Origin of the sequence: Luteimonas sp. MC1895 (assembly GCF_016457215.1) — a bacterium.
Taxonomy (GTDB): domain Bacteria; phylum Pseudomonadota; class Gammaproteobacteria; order Xanthomonadales; family Xanthomonadaceae; genus Luteimonas.
This window is the reverse complement of the sequence record NZ_JAEMDY010000006.1, coordinates 155,146-178,846: the sequence shown is the minus strand read 5'-3', so window position 1 is coordinate 178,846 and position 23,701 is coordinate 155,146. Positions and strand designations below refer to the sequence as shown.

Genomic DNA, 23,701 nt, shown 5'->3' with positions numbered 1-23,701 from the left:
ATCAAGGAGGATCGCATGAACGAATACAGGCTCACGCCCGACGGCGTGCAAGCGCGCGTGCTGAGCAAGGAAGAGCATTCCATGCTCGACCTTACGCGCGCCCGGATGCAGCAGGTACGCGCGCCAAGGCTGATGACATCGCCTCACGACAGGCTGTATGTCGCTGCACTGGACGGCACCAGCAACAGCCGTCTCAAAGACGGACTTGAAGCACTGTCGGTAGTTGCCGTTATTGGTCGTGCAATCGAATCACTCGCCGATTCCTCAGTGAAAGTCGGATACCTCGAAGGTGTGGGCACGCAAGCGGGACCTGTACGGCGCATCCTGGACGGGGCACTGGCATTCACGCTTGAAGAAAGGGCTGAGCATGCGTACCTCGAGTTTTGCGTGCAGGCCAGCCAATGGTTGCGTGAAGACCCCAATGCCCGCATCCACCTCGCCGGAATCGGGTTCAGCCGCGGTGCGGAGACCGTCGCGCTGTTGGAGCGTCTTGTGCACGAGCGCGGTATCCGGGATCCGGACGGGGCCGTCGCCCGGTACGACGGCGACGGAATCCTGAAGAGCATCGCCTGGGCGGACCGGCCGCCGCTGGTGCCGCCAGGGCGGACCGCGCAGGTGGCTTTCCTCGTAGATCCCGTCGGCACCGGTGTCTATGACACCGACCGCGGCATGCCGGCATCGAACGTCAGTGCGGTGCAGATCACCAGCCGGGACGAAGGACGGAGCCATTTCACCTCGACCCAGCACCTGCCGCCGGGCCTGTCCGACCAGGGGCGGATGGCGAATCTCGAAGTGCCCGGCGCCCACTCCGACCTGGGTGGTACGTACCTGCTCGACGGCACCGGGCGCGTCGTCCACAACTTCGCGATCGACTACTTCAACACGCTGCTCGGCGGAGAACGCCTGGGCAAGGTGGCGGAGGCGCTGGATCCCAGGCTCTACGCCGTGCATCGCTCCGAACAGCATCTGTACGGCCTCTGGCCAGACCACCACTACCGCACGCATGGCGAGCGCGAGCTGCACACCCGGCTCGGCCCCGCCTGTCCCCGGATGCCCACGCCGTGCCTGCGCGACGCGGTCGATCCTCGCGTCGCCGCCACGCTGGAGTTCGAGCATGTCGGCAGGGCGCGCCTGCCCGGCGGCAGCGACCCCAAGATGGACACGGCGATGCAGGCCGTGCGCGGCATGTTCCAGCACGACAGCGGGGTCGTGGACCAGGCGGTGGCCTTCACGCGGTTTCCCCTGCGCGCGCAGGCGCTGGAACATGCCCAGGACCTGAAGGCGAGCTTTTCCCAGCTGGTCGCAGCCGCCGTCCGCAACGACCTGCCCGGAATGGACGCTGCCACGGCGATGTACAGGGCGACGCCTGCGGGCCACGCGTTCATGGCGGCATCCTTCGTCAGTGGCGTGGTGCGGGAAGGGATGGCCACGGACCGATCCTGGCAGGTCGAGCGGGAAGGTCTTCACCCGCCCGAACGGTCTTCAGCGCCGCGCAACCCGGCGGCGGCGCCAGCACAGGTATCGCCGTGAGCATTGGTCCGGAGCGCGGTGATCCGCGCGAGTTCGCCCTGCAACTCGCGATCGTCGCGGAGCGCCTGGACGAGCGCAGCGCCCGCGCCGTCCAGCGCGTGGAGGCCGTGGCTGCCGCGTTCGCCGCCGAGGTAGCACGGATGTCTGACGCCTTGGCCATCGACAACGCCCGTGCGGTCGCGGCGCAGCAGGCATCGATGCGCACCCGGATGCGGGCGTCGCGGATGGTCTCGGGCAGCCTCCTCGTCGTCGCCGTGTTGGCGGCCGCCGCCGCGGGCGTCACGGTGGCATCGGCGTACCGGGAACTCGGCTCGGTCGCGCGCGACCAGGCCTTGCTCGACGCCATCAACCGCGCCGACGTGACCTCCTGCGACGGACGGCTGTGCGCCCGGATCGACGGTGATGCGCGCGGTGTCGACGCGGACGGCTATCGCCGGATCGCACTGCGCACGGATCCAGCGGGACCATGACGGCCCTCCTCGCGCTGTTGAATGCCCGGACGCTGCTGCTGTACAGCCTGGCGGGTCCGCCGATGACCGTGCTGGCCTGGCTGTGCCTGGTTGGGCCGCCAATGCTGGGCGACACCTGGCGCCCGCCCGGCGGGTTGCTGCTGTGGCTGACCACGGTGACCTACGGGCTGATGTTCATCCCCGCGTTCATCGTCGGTGTCCTGGTGTCGCTGCTGCAGCACCTGCCGCGAGTCGCAGCGAGCCCGTGGTTGCAGGTCGCAGTCGGGATGTCGGCTGGAAGCGCGGTCGGATTCGCGTACGCATGGGACCCTCGGCCGGCACTGGATGGTTCCGCCGGACTCGGCCTTGTGGGCGCATCCGCGGCCGGCATGTGCGCGCTTGCGCAGGTTGGCTGGGACGGGGCGTGCCGCTACTCGGAGGCGTCGGCTGCAGCGCGTGAACGCTCGCGGGGGATGTAAGACCGAACCCCTTGTGAGGGGGCTGCCTCAGCGTGATGTCACCGACCCGCCAAGCGCGGCTTCCGCCAGCCGCAGGTACCGCGCGTGTAGCCGCGAGACCGTTCCGGTGAGTTCATCCAGCGGGCCTTGGTTGGCGATCACGTCATCCGCCACCGCCAGCCGCTGCTCGCGCGTGGCCTGCGCGCGGATCATCTCCCATGCCAGCGCCTCGTCGATGCCGTCGCGCCGCAGCAGGCGTTCGAGCTGCACCTCCACCGGCACGTCCACCACCAGCACGCGGTCCACCCAGGGGGCGTAGGCCTCAGCCCCGGCCTCCGCGTACAGCGGGATGGCGGCGATCGCGTAGGGCCCTGGCGCGGCTTCGCAGGCGGCGCGCAGCGCGGCGCGGACGCGCGGGTGGATGATGGCTTCGAGGCGGCGGCGCGCAACGTCGTCGGCAAATACCCGTCGCCGCATCGCGGGGCGATCCATTGCACCGTCCGGCCCAAGGACTTCGGGGCCAAAGGCTCGGACGACTTCGGCAAGGCCTGGGGTGCCGGGGGCCACAACCTCTCGCGCGGCCAGGTCGGCATCGGCGACGTGCACGCCCAGGGCGCGAAAGCGGCGTTCGACCTCGGACTTGCCTGAGGCGATGCCGCCGGTCAGCGCTACGGTGTAGTCGGCCATGCCGGAAAGTCTGGCTGGAAATGACGGCGATCGCCAGCGCGCAGGATCGCGGCTGTAGCCGCTCCTACAATCGCGCAGGGCATCGGCGCTAGAACCCGGCGATGCCCCGATACCAGTCGATCAGGCCACCGCCCCACATGAAGGTGATCCAGCCCGCGATCGCCAGGTAGGGGCCGAACGGGATCGGCGTGGCGCGGTCGCGGCCCTTGAGGAACAGCCAGGCGCTGCCGATCACCGCGCCCACCAGCGACGAGATGAGGATGATCGGCAGCACGCCCGCAAGTCCGCACCAGGCGCCCAGCGCGGCCAGCAGCTTGAAGTCGCCGTGGCCCATGCCTTCCTTGCCGGTGAGCTGCTTGAACACCCACCACACGCTCCACAGGCTCACGTAGCCCGCGATGGCGCCCAGAAGGGCGGGCTTTGGCTCGATATAAAGGTTCTCGACCGCGGCGATCAGGCCAAGCCACATCAGTGGCAAGGTGAGGGAATCGGGCAGCAGCTGGGTGCGCAGATCTATGCCCGAGAGGGCGATCAGGAAGCAGGTCAGCAAGCCGGCTCCGAAACCCTGCCAGCCGAAGCCGAAGCGCCAGACGCAGGCCACCAGCAGAAGCATGGTGAGCAGCTCGACCGCCGGGTATTGCACCGAGATCGGCGCCTTGCAACTGCGGCACTTGCCGCCCAACGCCAGCCAGCTGAGCACCGGAATGTTTTCGTACCAGCTCAGCTGGTGGCCGCAACTCGGGCAGTGCGAGCGCTCGACGACGATGCCGGGCGGGGGCGGATCGTAGAGCTCCGGCTCGCCGAGCATCTCGCGGCTGTCGCGCTTCCACTGCCACTCCATGCGCCTTGGCAGGCGCAGGATGACCACGTTGAGGAAGCTGCCGACGAGCAGGCCGAGGCCTGCGACCAGCGGATAGCCGAGTTCGGGGTTCTGGTCGAGGAAGGCCATCCGTCAGATCGTGGCGGCGAGCTTGAAGATCGGCAGGTACATGCCAATGACCATGCTGCCGACCACGACGCCGATGAAGACCATGATGAGCGGCTCGATCAGGCTCGCCAGCGCGTCGACGGCATTGTTGACCTCTTGCTCATAGAATTCCGCCACCTTGAACAGCATCGTGTCCAGCGCACCGGCTTCCTCGCCAATGGCCGTCATCTGGATGACCATATGCGGGAACAGGTTGACCTGTTTCATCGACATGTTGAGCTGGTAACCGACGGCGACGTCGCTCTGCACCTCAAGCACGGCCTTTTCGTACACCGAGTTGCCGGTGGCCCCGGCCACGATGCCCAGCGCTTCGACCAGCGGCACGCCGGCCGCGAAGGTGGTTGCCAGCGTGCGCGCATACCGGGCGATGGCGGAGTTGTGCATGATCTGGCCGATGATCGGCACCTTCAGGATCATCCGGTCGACGAAGTGCTGGAACGCCGGCGAACGCTTGAACGCGGCGATCGCCACGAATGCGGTGCCGCCCAGGATCAGCACGATGAGCCACCACCAGGCGACCATGAAGTCCGAAGCCGCCACGATCAGCTGCGTGAATGCCGGCAGCTCGGCGCCGAACCCGGCGAACACCGATTCGAACTGCGGGACCACGAACACCAGCAGGATCGAGCTCACCAGCAGCGCCACCGCGACCACCGTGGCCGGGTAGAACAGGGCCTTCTTGATCTTGCCCTTCAGCGTCTCGATGTTTTCCTTGTAGTTGGCGATGGTCTCAAGCACCGTTTCCAGCACGCCCGCGCCCTCGCCAGCCTTGACCAGGTTGCGGTACAACTCGTCGAACTGGACGGGGTGCTTGCTCATCGCCTCGTAGATCGACAGACCACCCTCGAGGTCCAGGCGCAGGCTGTCGACCATCGCCTTCATGCGGGTGTTCTTGTTGCCGTTCGCGATGATCTCCAGCGACTGCACGATCGGCACGCCGGACTTGATCATCGTGGCGAGCTGACGGCTGAACACCGCGATGTCCTTCGAGGAGATGGTTTTCCCGGCACCGCCCAGCAGCGGCTTGGACTTTGCCTTGACGACCGTGGGCGTGATGCCCTGCCGGCGGAGTTCGGCGCGCAGCAGGTTGGCATTCTTCGCCGTCTGCTCGCCCTTCATCTTCTTCCCGCGCTTGTCCGTACCTTCCCATACGAACGGTGCCATCTCGACGCCCGTGCGCGTGGGCGCAGCCGGCTTCTTCGCAGCGGAGCGCGCAGCGCCACCTGTCACAGCCATAGTCAATCCCCTAAAGGCCCGGAACCCCGGTCGGGCAGCCAACCTGCATCCTAAACCCTTGGCGCGAAAAGTGAAATTTTCGTATGTGACCGGATGCTGGATTCAGGCAACTCAGTCCACGGTCACGCGGTTGATCTCGGCCAGGCTGGTCAGCCCGCTCTTCACCTTCACCAGGGCCGACTGGCGGAGATCCTTGACGCCGGCTCCTTGCGCCGCTTCGGCGATCTGCAGGGCGTTGCCCCCCTGGAGCACGATGGTCTGGATCTCCTCGCTCATCGGCAGCACCTGATAGATGCCCAGGCGCCCCTTGTAGCCGCTGGTGCACTCGTCGCAGCCCACGGCCTCGTAAACGGTAAAACCCTCTCGGATGTCATCGGTCGCGAAGCCCTCCGCCAGCAGCGCGTTGTCCGGCAGCTCCTGGGGGCGCTTGCACTTGGGACAAAGCCGCCGGCACAGGCGCTGCGCGATGACCAGGGTCACCGAGCTGGTAATGTTGAACGGCGCAATGCCCATGTTCATCAGGCGGGCGATGGTCTGGGGGGCGTCATTGGTGTGCAGGGTGGAGAGCACCATGTGGCCGGTCTGCGCGGCCTTGATCGCGATTTCGGCGGTCTCGATGTCGCGGATTTCGCCCACCATGATGATGTCCGGATCCTGACGCAGGAAACTGCGCAGCGCCGCGGCGAAGGTCATGCCCCGCTTGACGTTCTGCTGGACCTGGTTGACGCCTGGAAGGCGGATTTCCACCGGGTCCTCCGCCGTGGAGATGTTGCGGGTCTCGTCGTTCAGGATGCCCAGGGCGGTGTACAGGCTGACCGTCTTGCCGGAGCCGGTGGGGCCGGTCACCAGGACCATGCCGTAGGGCTTGTGGATGGCGTCCAGGAACAGCTTCTGCTGCTCGGGCTCATAGCCAAGCTTGTCGATGCCGAGCTTGGCTGCGCTGCCGTCCAGGATACGCAGCACGACCTTTTCGCCGAACAGGGTCGGCAAGGTGCTGACACGGAAGTCAATCTGCTTGGTCTTGCTGATGTTGAGCTTGATGCGGCCGTCCTGGGGCACCCGCTTCTCGGCGATATCCAGCTGCGCCATGACCTTCAGGCGCGCGGTAATCCGCTGGTTCAGCTTCACCGGCATCTTGGCAACCTGCTTGAGGATGCCGTCGATGCGCAGGCGCACCCGGTAGTCGTTCTCGTAGGGCTCGAAATGGATGTCCGACGCGCCCTTCTTGATGGCATCGATCAGGACCTTGTTCACGAACTTGACTACCGGCGTGTCGTCGCCCTTGGCGTCGACGCCGCCCTCCGCGCCGTCCTCCTCCCCGCCGGTGATGTCGAGGTTGTCCAGCCCCTCGGAATCGTCCAGCGATTCGCCGAAGCTGTCGCCGGCGTCCTGCCACAGCTCCAGGCAGCGGCGCAGCTTCTCCTCGTCCACCAGGATCGGCTCCACCACCAGATTGGTGTGGAACTTCACCTCGTCCAGCGCATGCGTATTGGTCGGGTCGGGCGTCCCTACGAACAGCCGCCCGCCGCGCTTGAACAGCGGCAAGATGGGGTGCTTGGCCAGCAGCTCCTCGCTGACCAGCTTGAGGGCGCTCTGGCTGCCGTCCATCACTGACGGGTCGAAGACGGGCATCCCGAACTCGATCGAGTTGGCGGCGGCCATCTGGCCCGCGGTGGCCAGCTTGTGCTCGCGCAGGTACTGGGACACGGGCTTGCGTTCCCGGGTGGCCTTGTCCAGCGCCTCACGGGCCGTGGCATCGTCCAGGACCCCGTCGAGGACGAGGCGACGGGCGATGCCGGTGATGCCGACCAGGTTGGCCGATGGGACTGCGTTCATGGGGGTCCTCCGCAATGCGCAGACTTTAGCGCAAGCAATGCCTGTGCCACAGCCTGACGGGCGTCACGCTCCGGTCCGCCGCACTGACGTGGCCCAGGCATTCCGGCTACCCTTTCCGGCAAAGGGGAAGCCATGCACGTTTCGATCATCCTGCCCGCCAAGAACGAGGCCGAAGGCCTGCGCCGCACCTTGCCTGCGCTCAAGGCCATCCTGCCGGGGGCCGAGGTCATCGTGGTGGACGATGGGTCGGACGATGCGACCGCCGAGGTCGCCTCCGCCCATGGCGCCAAGGTGCTGTCATCGCCTTACCCGATGGGAAACGGCGCTGCCATCAAGAGAGGAGCGCGCGCCGCCACGGGTGACACCCTGGTCTTCATGGATGCAGACGGGCAGCATGATCCGGCCCACATCGCAACGCTGCTGGCCAGGTTCGAGCAGGGCTACGACATGGTGGTCGGAGCTCGCCGCTGGAGTGATCAGGCAGGCATGCACCGTGGCGCCGCCAACGCTTTCTACAACTGGCTGGCGAGCCGCATGACCGGGTTCGATGTGAAGGATCTGACATCGGGCTTCCGGGTCGTGCGCGCGGACAGGTTCCGTGAATTCCTGCACCTGCTGCCAAACGGGTTCAGCTATCCGACGACGTCCACGATGGCGTTCTTCAGAAGCGCGTATGCCGTCGCGTACGAGCCCGTTCCCGTGGCGCGGCGCATCGGCCGCAGCCATATCCGCCCGCTCCGCGACGGCGTCCGCTTTCTGCTCATCATCTTCAAGATCGCGACGCTGTATTCGCCGTTGAAGCTGTTCGTGCCGGTATCGATGGTGTTCTTTCTGACAGCTCTCGGATACTACGCGTATACATATTTTACCGAAGGCCGCTTCACCAACATGAGCGTGTTGCTGTTCAGTGCGTCGGTGATCATCTTCCTGATCGGGCTGATCTCCGAGCAGATCACGTCGCTGACTTACCGGCGCGACACGTGAACCCACCGCTCCAGCGCGTCCGCAGATGGCTGCTGCCATTGAGGCGAACGCCGCTGCACCCGCAATGGCTGTTGGGCAGCCAGGCAGGCACTGCGAGTTGGGTCGGACAGCATGCCCAGGGCCGCGTGCTCGACATCGGGTGCGCCGACCGCTGGATCGTTCCCCACCTTCGGGCCGACAGCCAGTACCTGGCACTCGACTATCCTGCTACCGGCGGCGTTCTTTACGGAGCAAAACCGGACGTGTTCGGCGACGCAGGCCGGTTGCCGTTCCCAGATGCCTCCATCGACACCGTGCTTCTGCTTGAAGTGCTCGAGCACCTTCGTCATCCGGAGGCTGCATTGCCGGAGATTGCGCGAGTGCTGAAGCCTGGAGGGGTCCTGCTGATGACGCTGCCGTTCCTGTACCCGGTGCACGACGCGCCTCACGACTACCAGCGTTACACGGCGCATGGACTGCAGCGGGAACTTCAGGCGGCGGGCCTCGCAGCCAGCGAGTGTTCGCCCACGTTGGGAAGTGTCGAAAGCGCCGGCTTGCTGTTCAGTCTTGCGCTCGGCGGGATGGCGGGAGAAGCAATCCGCCGGCGCAGCTACGCGATTCTTCTGCTGCCACTGCTGACCGCCGTGATTCCGCTGGTCAACATCGCTTCTTGGCTGCTGGGCAGGCTTCTTCCACCCTGGCCCGCCTTGACGGCGGGTTATCGAGTGCTGGCCGTGCGGCCATGAACGAGTTGCCAGCGCTTGTCCTGGTGACATCATCGTTTCCGATCACCGGTGACGGGAGCGAAGCTGCGGGCGCGTTCGTGGCCGATCTGGCCGAGGAGCTGGCGCAGCACATGCCGATCCGCGTAGTCGCGCCCGGAGGCGTGGAGGCCGTCGAGTCCTGGTCACAGAACGTCGATGTGTTCCGTTACCGTACTCCGGACCAGCCGCTCTCGACGCTCCGGCCCTGGCAGCCGTCTGATGCCCTGAAGATCGCCCGCGTGATGGTGGGCGGCGCGCGCGCAACGGAGCAAGCGGCTTCTGCGGGTCCTGTCGCGCACATCCTGGCGTTATGGGCCCTGCCGTGCGGAGAGTGGGCGCGAAGGGCGGCGCGAAAGCACGCCTGCGGGTACTCGGTATGGACGCTCGGTAGCGACATCTGGAGCCTGGGACGGATCCCGGTGGTGCGCGGCCGGCTCCGGAGAATTCTCGCTGGAGCGACGCACTGCTGGTCGGACGGATTGAAGCTCATGGAAGACACGCGTGCCATCGCAGGGCGGGAGGTGGCCTTCCTGCCCAGCACGCGCAGGATCGACCGTGTGCGCCTGGAGCCGATGCGCAGCCAGCCGCCGTACCGTTTCATGTTCGTGGGGCGCTGGCATCCCAACAAGGGGGTGGATCTTCTGCTGGAAGCGCTGGCGCAGCTGTCGGCGTCCGACTGGGCCCGCATTGAGCGGGTCTTGGTGGCTGGAGGCGGCCCCCTGGATGCCGAAGTGCGTGCCGCCGTGCGGAAACTGCAGGATGACGCCAGGCCGGTAGAGCTGCGGGGTTACCTCACTCGCGACCAAGCCACGGACGCCATGCTGGGATCCGATTACCTGCTGATTCCGTCGAGGGTTGAAAGCATTCCGGTGGTGTTCTCCGATGCGATGAAGCTTGCCTGTCCGGTTATAGCGATGCCCGTCGGTGATCTTCCTTTTCTGATGCGGTCGGGCATGTCCTGCGGGACCATGAGTGCAAGGGTGGATTCTTGGGCTTATGTTGACGCTATTCGAATAGCCATTCGGACACCTCCCTCAGAGCACGCGATTGGAACGACGGAGATGGCGACCCGATTTGACCTGTTCAGTTGCGCGCAGACACTGTTCCGGCATGTCCACCCGTGAAGATCTTGGTCGTGAGTTGTCGGCAAGTTGTCGCGGATTGGCTTCGTATGCGGATTAACTGGTGAATACCGCGTCAGACCTTATATCGAGCGATGAGTGGGCCGAAGTGCTCGCGCGTGGTTTCGGAAGTGTGCAGCTCGTGATTCGCGAAGGGGCAGGTTTCCCGCGGACCGCATGGAGTGTGTTCTCCAAGATGGGACTGCGAGCCGCTTACTCAAACTTCCCCGTAGGTTTCGAGGACGGCGTCGCCGGCAGCATGATGCCGGCAATCACAGCTGACCTGAGGGCCAGCGGTGTCGACCTGGCCAGATTCAGCTTTCCTCGAACCGTCGATGCCTTGAGCGAGCTGGAAAGATTCAGAACAATCGACCTGTTAGAGACCCGTGTGGACTCCCTGGAGGATTGGTCAGAGCAAGATCTGCCGCGTACGCTGAAGAAAAAACTTGAAAAAAGCCGGCGTGCTGGCGTTCAGATACGCGATGCTCTGCATGACGAAGGAGCGCTTCTTCATCGTATCTACTCCGAGACGGTCGTTCGTCGAAGGGGCGTAGTGAGATACACGCCTGGATACTTCGACGCTCTATGCAAGCTTTCTAGGGATGACGGACGGTTGTCGGTGGGCGTGGTGGTGAGACGTGATGGGACGCCTTGTGGCTTCATAGTTATTGCGCACTCCGAGACAAGCAGCTACTACCTGCATGGTGGCTACTATTCACATTCTGCCAATCTGAGACCAGGTTACATTGCCATGGCGTGGGGCATCGATCGAGCGAAAAATTACCATAGCCGACAGTTCAATATGCTCACGTCCCCGCTCGACCAACCTGCGCTCGTTGCCTACAAGGAAAGCTTTGGTGGCAAAAGCTACGCGCGGAGCCACTACGAGTTGCCCGTGTCCAAGATGGGCGCGTTGGTACACGCCGTTCTGTGCACTTCACGCAGGACTCGGCTCATCTTCAGGTAGTATCTGAACTCTCGCCTGCGGTCGGTTTTCCGGTGACGCTGACCAGCTTGGAGAAATTCGCCTGCCTGAGACGGGATAGAACCCTGCTGGCATCAAGCCCCAGTCCGGCTCCGCGGCGAAACCAGTATACGACCCAGTAGTCCTGTGGCTTCGCGCCGAACGAAAGTTTGAAGCGGCCGATTCCTGCGGCAGTGCCGGCGCGCCCCCCTTCCGGCGGCCCCATCAGATCAAGTCTCGTGACCCCGTGCCGCTTACACCACCGCATCCATGTCCAGAACAGCAGATGGCCCGCACCCACGCTTCGACCGGTCTGGTTGACGGCGACATCCCAGTAATAAGCGCGATCCAGATGCCTGATCGATATTAAATGGCCCAGGTTGGTGTCGTTCAATGACGCGGAGAAAAACTGGGCATGTTCGCGGAGCGATGAGCCCACGACAGCGTCATGATGGAACTTGGTGTGTGCCGGAAGCTGGCCTGAAGCTTCGTAGACCGAGCGGGCAGTTCGGCGATGCTCGGTCAATTTGACCTCGTCCGGAATCGCCACATGTACTCTTACGCCGGCTTTGAGCGCTTTGCGCACTGCCCGCCGTGGAAGTTGGGACGAAGCCGACCAGAGAAATTCACAGGTGGGGGAAAGATCGATCTCCAGATTGCGGAATGGTTCGATCCGCGACGCCCTGAGATCTGCCGGGGGTCTGGTTGACGACGTGACTTGCAGAAAGGAGAGGCCGCTTCTCCAGAACCATTCGTCGATGCCGCGAAGATCGCGGTCGTTGCAATCAGCGTCATTCATGAGTCCCGCTGAAAGCGGCGTCGCCGACTTCGGGAGAGGTAGCCCTGCCCCCGTCCAGGGTCCGAGGCGGCGTTGCAGGAGCCGCAACGATCCCATCTGCCTTACGCTGCCGCCGACGGAACTTGCGCAGGCGTCCAACCATGCGAGTTTCTGAAAGGGAGAGACGTTGGCTTCGTAAGGCGGATTCATATCAAAGTAATACTGCTGTCAATCGGGCTTGGTGAACTCGAGCAGTGCGTCCTTCCAGCGCCGAGAAGCGATCTTGCCGTGCTTGCGATTGTATTTGACTTCCCATCGAGCAAGAACTTTGGTCATCCGCTCGGGTACCAGGCCTGCCCATATCAGGTAGATCCATGGGAACCGCGGCTCACGTACGCATGTTGAAGACTCGAGAATGAGTCCCGAGCGCTCGGCCGCTTCGATCAGCTGCTTGGCCGACCTCTTTTCCAGCAAAGGTGCGTCTGGATGCACTCGAAAAGCTGGGTTGTCTGAGACCTGCTCAAGCCAGAGAAAACAGCCGCCGGGCTTCAGTACACGATGGATCTCAGTGAGTACGTCAGGAAGAGCCGGCGCTGGAACATAGCACAACGACTCCCGTGCTACGACCCAGTTGCAGGACGCATCAGGCAACGGGATAGTAACGCCATCCGCGAGAATCCAGTCGATGGACTGGTTCATGCTGTCGAGCCTTCTTCCCCACTCCAGCATCGACGGAGAGACATCTACCCCCAAGACTTTGCCAACGTACTTGGCAGCCTTGATCGAAAAAATTCCGGTACCGCAGCCATAGTCAAGGAGAACTTCATCCGCCCCAGCACGATCCTGAAGTATCGGCAGAAGCGCCTCATCGAATACTGCGGAAATGTATCGGCTCTTTCTTCCGCCAAGATTGTCGGGCGCCAGAGTTCCGTAGGGGCCATTCAATGCCAAAGAATCATAAAGGCGCGCCACGTTCTCAACGTGGCTGTCAGTGGTCACGATTTACCACTCCTCACTGTGTGGCGACGCGCAGATCGCTGATTTTTACGAATCCCGAGAAATAAAGTATGCAGCCACTTGCCAACGCCTGGGACGATGCTCCCATCCACCAGGCCGGCCAAGGAAGTAGCCACAGCAGCGCAGAAGGAGTTGACAGCAGGATTGCGCGAAACATATCGGCGCCCCAGCCCAGCTTAAGTCCGGCCGCTTTGACCCGCGACCATGAAACGCCGCACCCAAAGGCGTAGATCGCCGATGCCATCAAGGCCGCCCATGTGACACCCAGTCTCGGCGCGATGATGACGATGGCGAGAGCGGTAGCTGCGACGCAGGTGGAGTCAATTATGGCACGCTCGTGGGGCCTGTCTAGAAGGAGCAAGAAGTTGAACGATGCGGCAGCAGGGATCAAGGCGATCATGAAACAGAGTGCGCGAAGCACATTGCCCGCAGGCTGGAATGATTCTCCGCCGAGCAATTTCATCACCTCAGGTGAGTACAGCCACAATGAAGGCAGTATCACGGCCGTGACCGCACACAGTACCTTGCTGATCGATGGCCATTGCTGTGCGAGAAGTCCCGCTTCTGCTCGCGAACGATAGAGACCCGCGAACATCGCGACGAATATCACTTCTGGAACCGAGAAGACAAGAAGAATAATTTGATACGAAGCGTGATAGTACGCGGCTGATGTGCTGTCAATCGTTATTCCAATCAGTGCGACGTCAAGTTTTCCATAAGCGACTGCCGCAACTCCCATGAACAAAAAAGGCCTGGCTCTGTGCAAAGCCGCCCGGGTCGAAATCGGTGTCGAGCTTTCAGGTCGGATCTCGCTCTTGGCAGACAGGAAGAACCCAAGGAGCGCGGCCATCGATGCTCCAAGATACGCCGTAGCGCTGACAGTCATCCCGTTGTAGTACGGAAGCAGGAGAAGTAACAGCATTGCGAGTGCCGCGAATCCAGCGAGGCGCCATAATGCCAGCGACTTGAGTTTTCCCTCGACCTGTGCGGACGCCGTGGCTGTCATGAATGCCCCATCGACGAGTGGAGCGGCTGTTGCAATGGCCACAGTCACCAAGGAGAGATGACTGAAATGCACGCCGTGGCTACTGAAGATGACTATGGCAGCCACGACGGGAAGGCCCACCGCCAAACGCATCAGCAGCGCTAGCCGGCGCAGGTGCTTCGTGAGAGCTGGCTGGCGGGAGCCCTCGCGAAGGAGGAGTTGCGAGAGACCCAGGTCCGTCAGTGGCGCAATCATCCCGGCAACGGACCAAATGACAACGAGGCGCCCATAATCGGCAGGACCGAGCGCACGCATCATCAACATGAGCGACGTCGCCCACAGCAACTTTCCGAAAGCGTTGGAGGCGCCCAGAATTCCTATGTCGAGGAACAGGGTTCTGCCAGGCCCGATCGGAGTGCTTGTTTTTTTGGCGGACACTCTGATCCTATCGTTGACGAAGGGTCAGCGAGGCTTCGACGGCATCAATGACCCGCTCGACGTCCCGATCGGACATTTTCGGAGAAAGCGGCAGGCTGACAGTAGTGCGACCGGTCGTCATGGAGGCAGGCCACTGCTCCGGCTTCCAACCGAAGCGCAGTTGATAGAACGGATGCTCCGGAATCGACAGGTAGTGAACGCCGGTGCCGATCATCCGGTCGTTCATTCTGTCGATGAAGCTATCCCGCGAAGTACCGCAGCTATCCTCATCTATGCCGATCGTGTAGAGATGGTAAGCGTGCCTTTGATCAGGCGATTCCGCGGCTGGCAGGCGTATCGGCAGCCCGGCCAGAGCGTCGCTATAACGTGCCCAGATTTCCCCGCGGCGCAACCAGTTCGAGTCGACGCTCCGCAGTTGATGAATGCCGATGGCGGCCTGAAGATCCATCATGTTGTATTTGAACCCCGCTTCCACCACTTGGTAGTGCCTGTATCCTTTATCACTGAAGCGATGCCAAGCGTCCTTGCTCATGCCGTGCAGTGCCAGCACCTTCGCTCGTGAGATGTGCTTCTCATCGCGGGCAAGTATCATGCCACCTTCGCCGGTGACTATGTTCTTGGTCACATAGAAGCTGAAGCAACCGAAGTCACCAAACGTTCCGGCCTTTTGGCCCTTGAACTCCGTCTCAATGGCGTGCGCGCAGTCTTCGATAACGAGAAGATTGTGTTTCTCTGCGATCGCCATGATGCGATCCATCTCGCAGGGTCGGCCGGCGAAGTGGACGGGCAATATTGCCTGCGTGCGTGACGTGATCGCCGCTTCTATCGCCTGCGGGTCAATACACTGAGTGACCGGGTCGATGTCAGCGAAGACTGGCTTCAGCCCGGCATGGATGATTGCGTTCACGGTGGCACAGAAGGTCAGGGGAGTAGTGATGACCTCGGCCCCCGGATCGAGTCGGGCGGCAACCATGCTCACATGAAGAGCAGCGGTGCATGAATTCACAGCAGCCGCCTGGAGTGGAGCCACGCCTTTATAGGCTGCGAAGTCGTGTTCGAACTGCGCCACACGTGGGCCCGTTCCCAGCCATCCGCTGCGAAGAACCGAGTCGACCTCGGCGATTTCCTCTTCACCGATGCTGGGTGCGCCGAAGATGAGATAAGGGTCGGAAGAGACCATGCGAAGACTCCGTGGAGAGTTGTTCGAGAGGAAAATGGATCAACTACCTATTCGCTGCGTGAACTGCTTCTTTCCAACATCTCTTCGACGCCGTCACGCCATGTGGCAACCAGAGGGCGATTCAGCTCGTCTGCCATTTCAACCGCCTCGTTTGCAGCGGAAAGCGCATCCTTTAGCTGCCCTGCGTTTGACAGGGCCGTAGCAAGGTCGACCTGTGCCCAAAGTTGGCCGGGATTTAGTGCGATCCCAGAGCGGAGCAGATTGATGGCTGCGGGGTTTCTGCCTTGTACTAGTGCCAGGCGTCCTGCAGTCAGAAAGTAGTCACCACGGACCTCAAGGTTTCCGGCGGTTTCCGGAGACTGGAGGATGCGGCCGACCAGTGTCTCGGCCCGCTGCGTATTGCCTTGGCTCAACTCGGTGTTTGCTACCAAGAGATCGCAGCGGGCACACATATTTCCGCGTGCCGCAAACGCGTCGATGTGCGCGCCGGCATCCGTCAGCTTGTTGTTACGGAGCAGCGCAGCAACGGCGTTATATTGGGCGAGTTCACTGGTCGGGTTGTCTTCCAATGCCCAGAGCCAGAGCCGCTCGTCGTCGAGCCACAGGGGCAGTGTGGAGCGGATAGTCAGAACAGAACTTCCAATCCAGACGACAGCCAACGCGGACAAGAGCATGCGCGCGAGTTGCGGTGAAACGACGCTTGGGCGTGACCACGGAAGTAGCGGCAGCAGCAAGGTGCCAAAGGCCAACGCGTTGATGGCGTATCGTTCGTGGTAGAGGCTGAGCGTGAACGAGGTGGGCACGATATTCAGGACTGGCAACAAGGCGGACGCAATGACGAGAACCACGCAGGCGGCTTCTGATGCTCGCCTGTAAACGGCCACTGTCGCCCAGAGCAGGAGTGCCACAAGGCCGGCAAGAATGAGCGCGATAGCGGGTCGGAACGATGTGAAGTGAGACGGATCGAAGGAGTGGATCGGGCTCAAGCCGTTCCACGGGTAGATCAGCACCCTCAGGTAGGTGAAGTGCGTCAAGGCGATTTTCTGGAGATTATCGAGGACGGACAGGTCGCCCCCACGCATCGGCACATGCTGCAGCAGATGTCCGAGCCCGAAATTGCGGAACAGCAGGTACCCGACCGAAGCGATCAGGATGGCGATGATCACCGCGGAATTCCGGCGCAGGAAGCTGCGACGTACGGCCGCCATGTCCGTTCCTTGCGATGACTTCGCGAAGACCACCCAGTCCAGCAGCAGGAATAGCACTGGGAAGGACGCAGCTGATTCCTTCGAGCAGATGGCCAGGAAGAAGCACAGCCCGACCATGCTTGCTCGAACGATCCTCCGCCGCAGCGAAAGTGCGGCGCAGGTTCCCAACAGCATGAATCCCGTTGCGAGCTGATCGTATTGGGTGCCAACCCACGCCACGGTCTCGATCAGAACCGGATGCAGGCCATAGAACAGCATGCAGGCAGCCAGCCAAGCCAGGCGGGCGTGTTGGCCCAAGGCCTTCAGCGGGCCCATCACTCGCACTGCGAGAGCTCCAATCAGCGCGGTGTTGCACAGGTGCATGCCCAGCGAGACCAGATGCATTGGGCCTGGCTGGTTGTCGAACAAGCGGACTTGTATGGTGAACAGGCCGACACCCACGGGCCTGAAATAGTTCGTCCAGCCGTTGAAGTCACGAAGAATGTAGTGCTGCCACTGGGATCCCGCCTGGAGCCAGTCATTCTCGACGAAGTTGATGATGTCGTCCCAGACGAAGCCTCCGTGACGCACCGGCCAGTACACGACGGCAATGAGGAGCACAGTGGCTGCGGTGATCATCCACCGACGGCGGGCTTCTTCCTCGCCGCGGATGGGAAAAGGCATACCAGGGAGGCTGGATGATGCGGCCGCGGGTCGCGTATTGCGCTGGTCCATTGCTCGGTGTTGTCGACGATCGGGATCAGCGGTCGGCCTGGAGTTCCAGGAGTGCCATTGAGACCTCATGGTGACCTTCAGCTCGGAGGATCTCCGCCGTCCGTCGAGTGACGCGAGGGTCCAACCCGGACTTGCGCGCGCAGGTGAGAAACATGCGCTTGCCGAACTCGGTGTCGCCCAGCCGGTTCAGGGCATGGTCGCCGATGTTGCAATAGACATGTGCAGGAAGGTCGCCTCTTTCGACAAGCGCGCGATACGCAGTCGACAGCCGCTGGTCATCGATCTGGAATCCCTTCTGTCGCTCCGACAGCAATCCGGTAACGGCCATCTGTTCTTGGGGCGAGATCTGGCGCGCCTGCAGCTTGTGGGTCAGGCCGTCCCACCACGCGTCAGATGCAGGCAGCCCGACACTCGCATTCATCAGGATCAGGCCATGCTCTGGCAGCGGCGACGATCCTGGCAAGGCCGCGCCACGCTCGAACTCCTGCGTCGCCAACATCCACTCCCGTGAGCCGGGATCGCCTTCCGCCAGGCTGAAGTAGAGCGTTGCCAGGTCGTTGCTGGCGCGCGGCGAGCCCGGGTTAGTGGCGGTCATGTCCATCGCCAACAGAAGCGGAGACCCCCAAGTCATCGACCTGATCAGCGTGATGGCGAATAGTCCGGCGATAGCCGCTATCGGTGCCGCGCGGATGATCGGCGAGGCAGTCACCTTGCGCGCCCATTCGGAGGCCAGCACATAAATAGCAAGCAGGATCCCGAGCAGCGCGAGATAGTTGCGATGCTCGTAAACGAGTTCCAGCGGAATGATGCCGCTGGTCAGCGCGTGGGCCGCCAGGAACCAGAAGATGCCCAACGCCGCAAGCGGCAATCGTGTCCTCAGCCAGAGGGCCAGTCCTGTCATTGCCGCGAGGATTGCGACGCTGGCCGCCGTTGCCCAAGGCTGGAAAAGACCAGCTGAGTGCGGATAATTGTCGTAATAAAATGGCATCGTCGAGGGGATGGGCAGGACGATCTGCTTCAGATGCAGAACCAGCACGCGGGCCTGGGTCAGCAGGCGTTCCCACGCGGAGTATTCGCGGTATGCGTACTCCTCGGGCTTGCCGTAGTGCCAGAAGGCGACGCCGAGCAGCGCCAGGCCGAGTGCACCGCCCAGGACATACAGCGCTCGCAGCACCTGCTGCGTGCGTGCCGACTGCGCCTTCCAGTGGAACAGGCACGCCTCCAGCACCAGCGCCAGCAGCGGCGTGATGGCGGCTGATTCCTTCGCGAGCAAACCCACGACCGTGAGGGCGGCGGAGAGGGCCAGCCACCCCCAGCCATGCGAGCGGCCCTCAAGCTGGTCAAGTCGCCCTCTGCAGTAGGCCAGCAGGGCCAGCAGGATGAAGCAGGCGGACAGCGTCTCCATGCGCTGGACGACATAGAGCACCGACGAGACCTGGAGCGGATGTATGGCCCAGGCCGTCGCCAGCAACGCCGCCGCAGGCAGGATTCGCCTGGATTCGTCTGTCGATTGCAGGCCACGCGCGGACAGCAGCACGCGTGCGAGTGCAAAGACTAGGCAGGCGTTGAGGATGTGGATCAGCAGGCCGTGCAGCTTAAACGTCAAAGGATCTCCGCCGCCGAGGTAGTAATCCAGGGCGAAGCCGATGGTGGCCAAGGGGCGGCCATAGGGCCCCGGCTCATAAGCGCGTGCGGCGGCCGATAGGCTCTCCAGACTCAACTCGGTGGCATGCACGCGTGAATTGGTGACGATGTTGGGAAAGTCGTCGAACAGGAAGCTGCCGGACAGCCCCGGAAGATAGGCCAGGATCGCGATGCTAATGATCAGGCACAGCCATGCGGCGGTTCGCGACGGAGCATGAGCAGGCGAGGTCGGCTTCATGAACATCCGTCGGGTCGATGCTTGGCCAGCGAGGCGACCGGGGGTTGGCAAGTCCAAGAGCCTGATGCCACACGTGTCAGCCGGATCGTTTCGCCTTGAATAAGGGGGTGGCCGTCCAGCGTGCACGCGATGCTTCCAGTTTCACCAGGAGTGATGGAGATTGCGCTGCAGCGCGGGGTGCTGGGGGGCAGGCCCACGTCGCTGGCGGAAAAGGTAACCATGTTGTCGGCGACAATGCGTGATTCGAACAGCGCTTTCCCAGACGTGATGTCTGCTAAGCCCGAGGTCACTTGGGCCCGGACGGTGTAGTCCTGGTATGCGGGCAGGGCAATGGCCATCAGGATCGCAAGAATCGCGATCACGATCATCAGTTCGATGAGGGCGAAACCGCGCGCACGCATGCATCTATCCCCGGAGTCAGCGCATTAGAAAAAGGGGCGGCTGTAGCAGCCGCCCCCAGATCAAGCCACAGTAGGCTGCGGTTCGCAGCCTCTGCCAGCGCTCACGCTTATTAGCCGCAGTGCGCCGGACGGTGCTTTGTCTCCGTGATGTTGGTCGTGCAAGGCCACTGGCCGCTGGCCGTGCGGGTCAGCGTGATCGTGGAGCCTTGGACGCGCGGGTTGCCCACAAGTGTGCACACGATCGTACCCGTGCCCGCGTCGGCGCCCGTGGAGTTGATGGCGCTGCAGCGAGTGGTCGAGGCTGCGAGACCGATATTAGCGGGCGTGCCAACCAGAGCGCCGCTGCCACGCTGCATCAGTTCTTCTGCAGCCGTCACGCCGCCACGGATATCAGCCAGACCAGCAGTCGCCTGCGAGCGGGCCATGTAGTCCTGGTAAGCCGGCAGCGCGATCGCGGCCAGGATGGCGATGATCGCAACCACGATCATCAGTTCGATGAGGGTAAAGCCCTGCTGCTTCTTCATGTGTATCCCCTAGGAGTGGAGTGAACTTCACGTGCTGCGAAGCCGGCTTGGGTTCCGGAACCGCATTTGCCGTGCAACGTTGCACGTGCAGGGAAGTGTATGCAGAACCCGTGCCAAGTGTGGGCTTCGCGACGCGGATGAACCGTTGTGCAACGGGATTCACGGTCTTGGTTGTCGCTGATGGGAATTAGTGGACCTGGAGCGTCACTTTGCGCGCACGGAAGTGACGTGATTTGTCAGCTGTTCGATGGGCTTCGTGACGGACTTCGCGGGCGGTGATCGCGGCTGTAGCCGCTCCTACAGGGGGGGGGGCGCGAGGGTCAGTCGATGCCGAGCTTTTTCAGTTTGTAGCGCAGGGCTCGGAAGGTGATGCCGAGGGCCGCCGCGGCCTTGGTCTTGTTGTAGCGGCTCTCCTGGAGCGCCTGCTGGATCGCGGCTCGTTCGATCTCCTCGATGTACGAGGGCAGGGCGCTGGAGGCGGTCTCGCGGGGATTGAGGTTGGCGGGATTGGCTGCGCCGCCGTGCGCGGCCAGTCCGCCAGGCTGCGGCACGGCGCGCGCCGGGCTGTTGATTCCGCTCCCGCCCGGCAGGCGCAGGTCGGCGGCGGTGATGCTGTCGCTGTCGGCCATGGCCATTGCGCGCTCCAGCACGTTCTCCAGCTCGCGCACGTTCCCGGGGAACGCGTACTCGTTCAACGCCGCCAGCGCATCCGGCCCCAGCCTCGGCGCCGCGCGATGCATCGCCTGCGCCAGCCGGGCGAAGATCGCGTCCGACAGGATCGGCAGGTCGCCTTCGCGGTCGCGCAGCGCCGGCACGTGCAGCTCGATCACGTTGATCCGGTAGTAGAGGTCATGCCGGAAGCTTCCGGCGTTCACCAGCGCGCCGAGGTCCTTGTGGGTCGCCGACAGGATCCGCACGTCCACGTCCACCTCGTTCTGCGCGCCCACCGGGCGCACCTTCTTTTCCTGGATGGCGCGCAGCAGCTTGACCTGCATCGCCAGCGGCAGCTCCGCCACTTCATCGAGGAACAGGGTGCCGCCGTCGGCGCTCTGGAACAGGCCGGGCTTGTCGGCGTGGGCGCCGGTGAAGCTGCCCTTCTTGTGGCCGAAGAATTCGCTCTCCATCAGCTCGGTCGGGATGGCGCCGCAGTTGACCGGGATGAAGGGGCCGTTGGCGCGCGAGCCCTGGGCGTGGATGGTGCGGGCCACCAGCTCCTTGCCGGTGCCGGACTCCCCGCTGATGTGCACGGGGGCCTGGCTGCGGGACACCTTGGCGATGGTCTCGCGCAGGGCGACCATGGCCGGCGAGCCGCCCAGCAGGCGGCCGGCCTCTTCGGGCTGGGCCTGGCGGCGGGTGTGGAGCTCGAGCGCCTGGCGTACGAGGCCGCGCAGCACGTTGATGTCCACGGGCTTCGAGACGAAGTCGAAGGCGCCGGCCTTGAGGGCCTCGACGGCCGCTTCGACGTTGCCGTAGGCGGTGATCATCGCCACGGGGGTCTCGGGGAAGCGGGTGGTGATGTCGCTGATCAGCTCGAGGCCCGAACCGTCGGGCAGGCGCATGTCGGTCAGGCAGAGGTCGTAGCGGTTCTGCGCGAGCATCTGCCGGGCGGTGCCGAGGCTGGCGGCGGTGTCGGTGCGCAGCCCCATGCGGCCGAGGGTCAGAACCAGGAGCTCGCGGATGTCGTGCTCGTCGTCGACGATGAGGGCGCTGCGGGCTTCGGTCATGACGTTGAGGCTGGCTTCCGGTCCGGGTGACCAATTTTGGCACTTTTTTGCAGACTGTGACGAGTGTCAAAGGCTTGGGGCCAGCCTGTAGGAGCGGCTACAGCCGCGATGGCGGGGTGCTGCGGCCAGGGCGATCGCGGCTTTAGCCGCTCCTACAGGGTGGGTGGCGGCAAGGCGTCAGGCCTGCGGCCTCAGGCCAGCATCACCGAGCCGCCGCGGAGGGTGATGCGGAAGCAGGCGCCGCCGCCGGGGACGGAGACGTACTCCAGGCGGCCGTCGTTGGCGCGGCACAGTTCGTGGGCGATGTAGAGGCCGAGGCCGGTGCCCTGCTCGGAGGTGGTGAAGAACGGGCGGAACAGCTGGTGGCTCACGGCGTCCGGGATGCCGGGGCCGCGGTCGGTCACTTCGATCACCGGGCGGCCTTCGAACAGGTCGACGTGGAGGGTGATGCGCGCGGCCTCGCCGGGCTGGTGGCCGTGGCGCACGGCGTTGTTGGCCAGCGAGGTCAGGACCTGCTGCAGGTGGCGGGGGTCGACCATCGCCGGCACTTCGGGCAGCTGGCCGCCCTGGCGCAGGCTGGCGTTCTCCTCCGGGCAGGTCTGGCGGTAGTCGTCGATGAAGGCGCGCACCTGGCCGACCAGGTCGACGTTCTCCGGCTGGGCACGCTCGCGCCGGGCCAGGCCGAGCACGCTTTCGACGATCGCATTGGTGCGCAGGCACTGCTGGTGGACGATCTGCAGCAGCCGCCGGTCGCTGTCGCCGATGTCGCGCGACTCCTCCAACAGCTGGGTGGCGTAGCTGATCGCCGCCAGCGGGTTGCGGATCTCGTGGGCCAGGCTGGCGGAAAACCGGCCCATGGCGGCCAGGGTCAGCGATTCGGCGCGGCGCGAGACCAGCGCGGTGTCGTCGAGGAAGATCAGGGTGGTGTCGTCGGTGGCCAGCAGGCGCGTGAAGCGCGGCAGCACTTCGTTGCCGTCGTCGCCGATGGTCAGCGGCGTGTCGTCGGTCTGGCCGCTGCGTCGCCATTCGGCCACGCGCATCGCCAGCGCCGGGGAGATCTGCGGCAGGGTGCGCGGGTTGGCTTCGGGGTCCGGTCCGGACTCGCCCAGCAGGATGCGCGCGGCCTCGTTGGCCATGCGGATGCGCCCGGAGCCGTCGACCATCAGCACGCCCACGCGCATGCGGCGGATGATCAGTTCGTTGACCTCGGCCAGGTTGGCGGCCTCGGCGCCGCGCCGGTGGGCCAGGTCGCGGCTCTCGCGCATGTCGCGCCCGAGGAGGTTGGTGAGCGTGGCCATCGCCAGGTAGCTGACCGAGAACATCAGCACCTCGGCCAGCGGGCGTTCGCGCAGCGCGTTGCCATCGGCCAGCACCAGGACGTACTGGAGCACCAGCGCGCCCGAGGCAAGCGCGGCCGCCGCCAGACCCAGGTGCAGTGGCAGCAGCAATGCCGCGGCGCCGACGTTGAACAGCAGCATCATCGCGATGCCCGGCCCGGCGAAGGGCAGGGCGTGGGTGGCCAGCGTGGCCACGGCGATGTCGATCAGCACGCCCACGACCACGTGCGAGGCAAGCGGCACCGAGCGCCGCCCCGACAGCAGCAGCAGGATCGCCGACGCCACCAGGTAGGTCGCGGCCACGGCGACCGCCAGCGCCGGATCCCGGGCCTCGCCGCCGAAGGCGTTCTTCAGCGGTCCGAACACGGCCAGCGCGAGCAGCGCGGCTTCCAGCGTGCGGTACAGGGCCAGCAGGTAGAGCTCGCGCCGCATGGCGCGATCGGGGGCTTCAGGGGGCACGGCGGGCTCCGGGGGCGTCTGGGCACTATAATGGCTGGCGCTGTGTCCCACTTTCCCA

The 23,701-nt window shown here is 63.9% G+C and carries 21 protein-coding genes; 7 read left to right on the top strand and 14 right to left on the bottom strand.

Annotated elements, in window-relative coordinates; genetic code table 11:
* Positions 1 to 15: 15 nt before the first annotated feature.
* Genes JG616_RS12995 through JG616_RS12985 form a run of 3 tightly spaced genes read left to right on the top strand, consistent with a single transcriptional unit; the run spans position 16 to position 2,458 of the window.
* Positions 16 to 1,530: a DUF2235 domain-containing protein gene (locus tag JG616_RS12995; protein WP_199362707.1), complete on the top strand. Its 1,515-nt coding sequence runs from the start codon at positions 16 to 18 to the stop codon at positions 1,528 to 1,530.
* The gene (locus JG616_RS12990) at positions 1,527 to 2,000 is read left to right on the top strand and encodes a hypothetical protein (RefSeq protein ID WP_199362708.1); all 474 of its coding nucleotides are present in this window, start codon (positions 1,527 to 1,529) and stop codon (positions 1,998 to 2,000) included. Before JG616_RS12995 ends, JG616_RS12990 begins: the two co-directional genes overlap by 4 nt.
* The gene (locus JG616_RS12985; protein ID WP_199392844.1) at positions 1,997 to 2,458 is read left to right on the top strand and encodes a hypothetical protein; all 462 of its coding nucleotides are present in this window, start codon (positions 1,997 to 1,999) and stop codon (positions 2,456 to 2,458) included. The genes JG616_RS12990 and JG616_RS12985 overlap by 4 nt, the downstream gene beginning before the upstream one ends.
* A gap of 27 nt (positions 2,459 to 2,485) precedes the next feature.
* Here JG616_RS12985 and coaE read toward each other — a convergent pair whose 3' ends face one another.
* The 4 genes from coaE to pilB all read right to left on the bottom strand — a co-directional run bounded on the left by coaE (position 2,486) and on the right by pilB (position 7,184).
* Entirely contained in the window at positions 2,486 to 3,124 is a 639-nt protein-coding gene (gene coaE, locus JG616_RS12980; RefSeq protein ID WP_199362710.1) for a dephospho-CoA kinase, read from the bottom strand.
* 88 nt (positions 3,125 to 3,212) lie between these two features.
* Entirely contained in the window at positions 3,213 to 4,073 is an 861-nt protein-coding gene (locus JG616_RS12975) for an A24 family peptidase (protein WP_199392843.1), read from the bottom strand.
* 3 nt (positions 4,074 to 4,076) lie between these two features.
* Positions 4,077 to 5,276, bottom strand: coding sequence for a type II secretion system F family protein (locus tag JG616_RS12970; protein ID WP_199362712.1), 1,200 nt, complete (start codon positions 5,274 to 5,276; stop codon positions 4,077 to 4,079).
* Positions 5,277 to 5,459: 183 nt separating this feature from the next.
* Entirely contained in the window at positions 5,460 to 7,184 is a 1,725-nt protein-coding gene (pilB, locus tag JG616_RS12965) for a type IV-A pilus assembly ATPase PilB (RefSeq protein WP_199392842.1), read from the bottom strand.
* Between the two features lie 132 nt (positions 7,185 to 7,316).
* On the opposite strand from pilB, the gene JG616_RS12960 reads away from it, so the two are divergent.
* The 4 genes from JG616_RS12960 (at position 7,317) to JG616_RS12945 (ending at position 10,999) form a co-directional block, all read left to right on the top strand.
* Positions 7,317 to 8,168: a glycosyltransferase family 2 protein gene (locus JG616_RS12960; protein ID WP_199392841.1), complete on the top strand. Its 852-nt coding sequence runs from the start codon at positions 7,317 to 7,319 to the stop codon at positions 8,166 to 8,168.
* Entirely contained in the window at positions 8,165 to 8,893 is a 729-nt protein-coding gene (locus JG616_RS12955) for a methyltransferase domain-containing protein (protein ID WP_199392840.1), read from the top strand. The genes JG616_RS12960 and JG616_RS12955 overlap by 4 nt, the downstream gene beginning before the upstream one ends.
* Complete coding sequence (locus tag JG616_RS12950) at positions 8,890 to 10,035, top strand: glycosyltransferase (RefSeq protein WP_199392839.1); 1,146 nt, start codon at positions 8,890 to 8,892, stop codon at positions 10,033 to 10,035. Before JG616_RS12955 ends, JG616_RS12950 begins: the two co-directional genes overlap by 4 nt.
* A 61-nt stretch (positions 10,036 to 10,096) precedes the next feature.
* Positions 10,097 to 10,999: a GNAT family N-acetyltransferase gene (locus tag JG616_RS12945; RefSeq protein ID WP_199392838.1), complete on the top strand. Its 903-nt coding sequence runs from the start codon at positions 10,097 to 10,099 to the stop codon at positions 10,997 to 10,999.
* Here JG616_RS12945 and JG616_RS12940 read toward each other — a convergent pair.
* The 10 genes from JG616_RS12940 to JG616_RS12895 all read right to left on the bottom strand — a co-directional run bounded on the left by JG616_RS12940 (position 10,992) and on the right by JG616_RS12895 (position 23,616).
* Positions 10,992 to 11,984, bottom strand: coding sequence for a GNAT family N-acetyltransferase (locus JG616_RS12940; protein ID WP_199392837.1), 993 nt, complete (start codon positions 11,982 to 11,984; stop codon positions 10,992 to 10,994). The two genes, JG616_RS12945 and JG616_RS12940, sit on opposite strands and share 8 nt — an antisense overlap.
* 18 nt (positions 11,985 to 12,002) lie before the next feature.
* The gene (locus JG616_RS12935) at positions 12,003 to 12,773 is read right to left on the bottom strand and encodes a class I SAM-dependent methyltransferase (protein WP_199392836.1); all 771 of its coding nucleotides are present in this window, start codon (positions 12,771 to 12,773) and stop codon (positions 12,003 to 12,005) included.
* Positions 12,774 to 12,786: 13 nt separating this feature from the next.
* Positions 12,787 to 14,214: an oligosaccharide flippase family protein gene (locus JG616_RS12930; protein WP_199392835.1), complete on the bottom strand. Its 1,428-nt coding sequence runs from the start codon at positions 14,212 to 14,214 to the stop codon at positions 12,787 to 12,789.
* 7 nt (positions 14,215 to 14,221) lie between these two features.
* Positions 14,222 to 15,394, bottom strand: a complete 1,173-nt coding sequence (locus JG616_RS12925; protein WP_199392834.1) for a DegT/DnrJ/EryC1/StrS family aminotransferase — start codon at positions 15,392 to 15,394, stop codon at positions 14,222 to 14,224.
* A gap of 47 nt (positions 15,395 to 15,441) precedes the next feature.
* On the bottom strand, positions 15,442 to 17,316 hold the full coding sequence (locus tag JG616_RS12920; protein WP_199392833.1) for a tetratricopeptide repeat protein: 1,875 nt from the start codon (positions 17,314 to 17,316) through the stop codon (positions 15,442 to 15,444).
* A gap of 25 nt (positions 17,317 to 17,341) precedes the next feature.
* Positions 17,342 to 19,198: a hypothetical protein gene (locus JG616_RS12915; protein ID WP_199392832.1), complete on the bottom strand. Its 1,857-nt coding sequence runs from the start codon at positions 19,196 to 19,198 to the stop codon at positions 17,342 to 17,344.
* Positions 19,195 to 19,599 (bottom strand): pilin, encoded by a 405-nt coding sequence (locus JG616_RS12910; protein ID WP_199392831.1) that lies wholly within the window; start codon positions 19,597 to 19,599, stop codon positions 19,195 to 19,197. The genes JG616_RS12915 and JG616_RS12910 overlap by 4 nt, the downstream gene beginning before the upstream one ends.
* 110 nt (positions 19,600 to 19,709) lie before the next feature.
* Positions 19,710 to 20,123, bottom strand: a complete 414-nt coding sequence (locus tag JG616_RS12905) for a pilin (protein WP_199392830.1) — start codon at positions 20,121 to 20,123, stop codon at positions 19,710 to 19,712.
* Between the two features lie 320 nt (positions 20,124 to 20,443).
* Entirely contained in the window at positions 20,444 to 21,847 is a 1,404-nt protein-coding gene (locus JG616_RS12900; RefSeq protein WP_199392829.1) for a sigma-54 dependent transcriptional regulator, read from the bottom strand.
* A 191-nt stretch (positions 21,848 to 22,038) separates the two neighbouring features.
* Positions 22,039 to 23,616, bottom strand: a complete 1,578-nt coding sequence (locus JG616_RS12895; RefSeq protein ID WP_199392907.1) for an ATP-binding protein — start codon at positions 23,614 to 23,616, stop codon at positions 22,039 to 22,041.
* Positions 23,617 to 23,701 lie beyond the last annotated feature (85 nt).

What these genes read in the sequence shown, in the direction of transcription:
- JG616_RS12995 (WP_199362707.1), top strand. Translation starts at nt 16, where the DNA reads ATGAACGAATACAGGCTCACGCCCGACGGCGTGCAAGCGCGCGTGCTG.
- JG616_RS12985 (WP_199392844.1), top strand. Translation starts at nt 1,997, where the DNA reads ATGACGGCCCTCCTCGCGCTGTTGAATGCCCGGACGCTGCTGCTGTAC.
- coaE (WP_199362710.1), bottom strand. Translation starts at nt 3,124, where the DNA reads ATGGCCGACTACACCGTAGCGCTGACCGGCGGCATCGCCTCAGGCAAG.
- JG616_RS12975 (WP_199392843.1), bottom strand. Translation starts at nt 4,073, where the DNA reads ATGGCCTTCCTCGACCAGAACCCCGAACTCGGCTATCCGCTGGTCGCA.
- JG616_RS12970 (WP_199362712.1), bottom strand. Translation starts at nt 5,276, where the DNA reads ATGGCACCGTTCGTATGGGAAGGTACGGACAAGCGCGGGAAGAAGATG.
- pilB (WP_199392842.1), bottom strand. Translation starts at nt 7,184, where the DNA reads ATGAACGCAGTCCCATCGGCCAACCTGGTCGGCATCACCGGCATCGCC.
- JG616_RS12960 (WP_199392841.1), top strand. Translation starts at nt 7,317, where the DNA reads ATGCACGTTTCGATCATCCTGCCCGCCAAGAACGAGGCCGAAGGCCTG.
- JG616_RS12950 (WP_199392839.1), top strand. Translation starts at nt 8,890, where the DNA reads ATGAACGAGTTGCCAGCGCTTGTCCTGGTGACATCATCGTTTCCGATC.
- JG616_RS12940 (WP_199392837.1), bottom strand. Translation starts at nt 11,984, where the DNA reads ATGAATCCGCCTTACGAAGCCAACGTCTCTCCCTTTCAGAAACTCGCA.
- JG616_RS12925 (WP_199392834.1), bottom strand. Translation starts at nt 15,394, where the DNA reads ATGGTCTCTTCCGACCCTTATCTCATCTTCGGCGCACCCAGCATCGGT.
- JG616_RS12920 (WP_199392833.1), bottom strand. Translation starts at nt 17,316, where the DNA reads ATGGACCAGCGCAATACGCGACCCGCGGCCGCATCATCCAGCCTCCCT.
- JG616_RS12915 (WP_199392832.1), bottom strand. Translation starts at nt 19,198, where the DNA reads ATGAAGCCGACCTCGCCTGCTCATGCTCCGTCGCGAACCGCCGCATGG.
- JG616_RS12910 (WP_199392831.1), bottom strand. Translation starts at nt 19,599, where the DNA reads ATGCGTGCGCGCGGTTTCGCCCTCATCGAACTGATGATCGTGATCGCG.
- JG616_RS12905 (WP_199392830.1), bottom strand. Translation starts at nt 20,123, where the DNA reads ATGAAGAAGCAGCAGGGCTTTACCCTCATCGAACTGATGATCGTGGTT.
- JG616_RS12900 (WP_199392829.1), bottom strand. Translation starts at nt 21,847, where the DNA reads ATGACCGAAGCCCGCAGCGCCCTCATCGTCGACGACGAGCACGACATC.
- JG616_RS12895 (WP_199392907.1), bottom strand. Translation starts at nt 23,616, where the DNA reads ATGCGGCGCGAGCTCTACCTGCTGGCCCTGTACCGCACGCTGGAAGCC.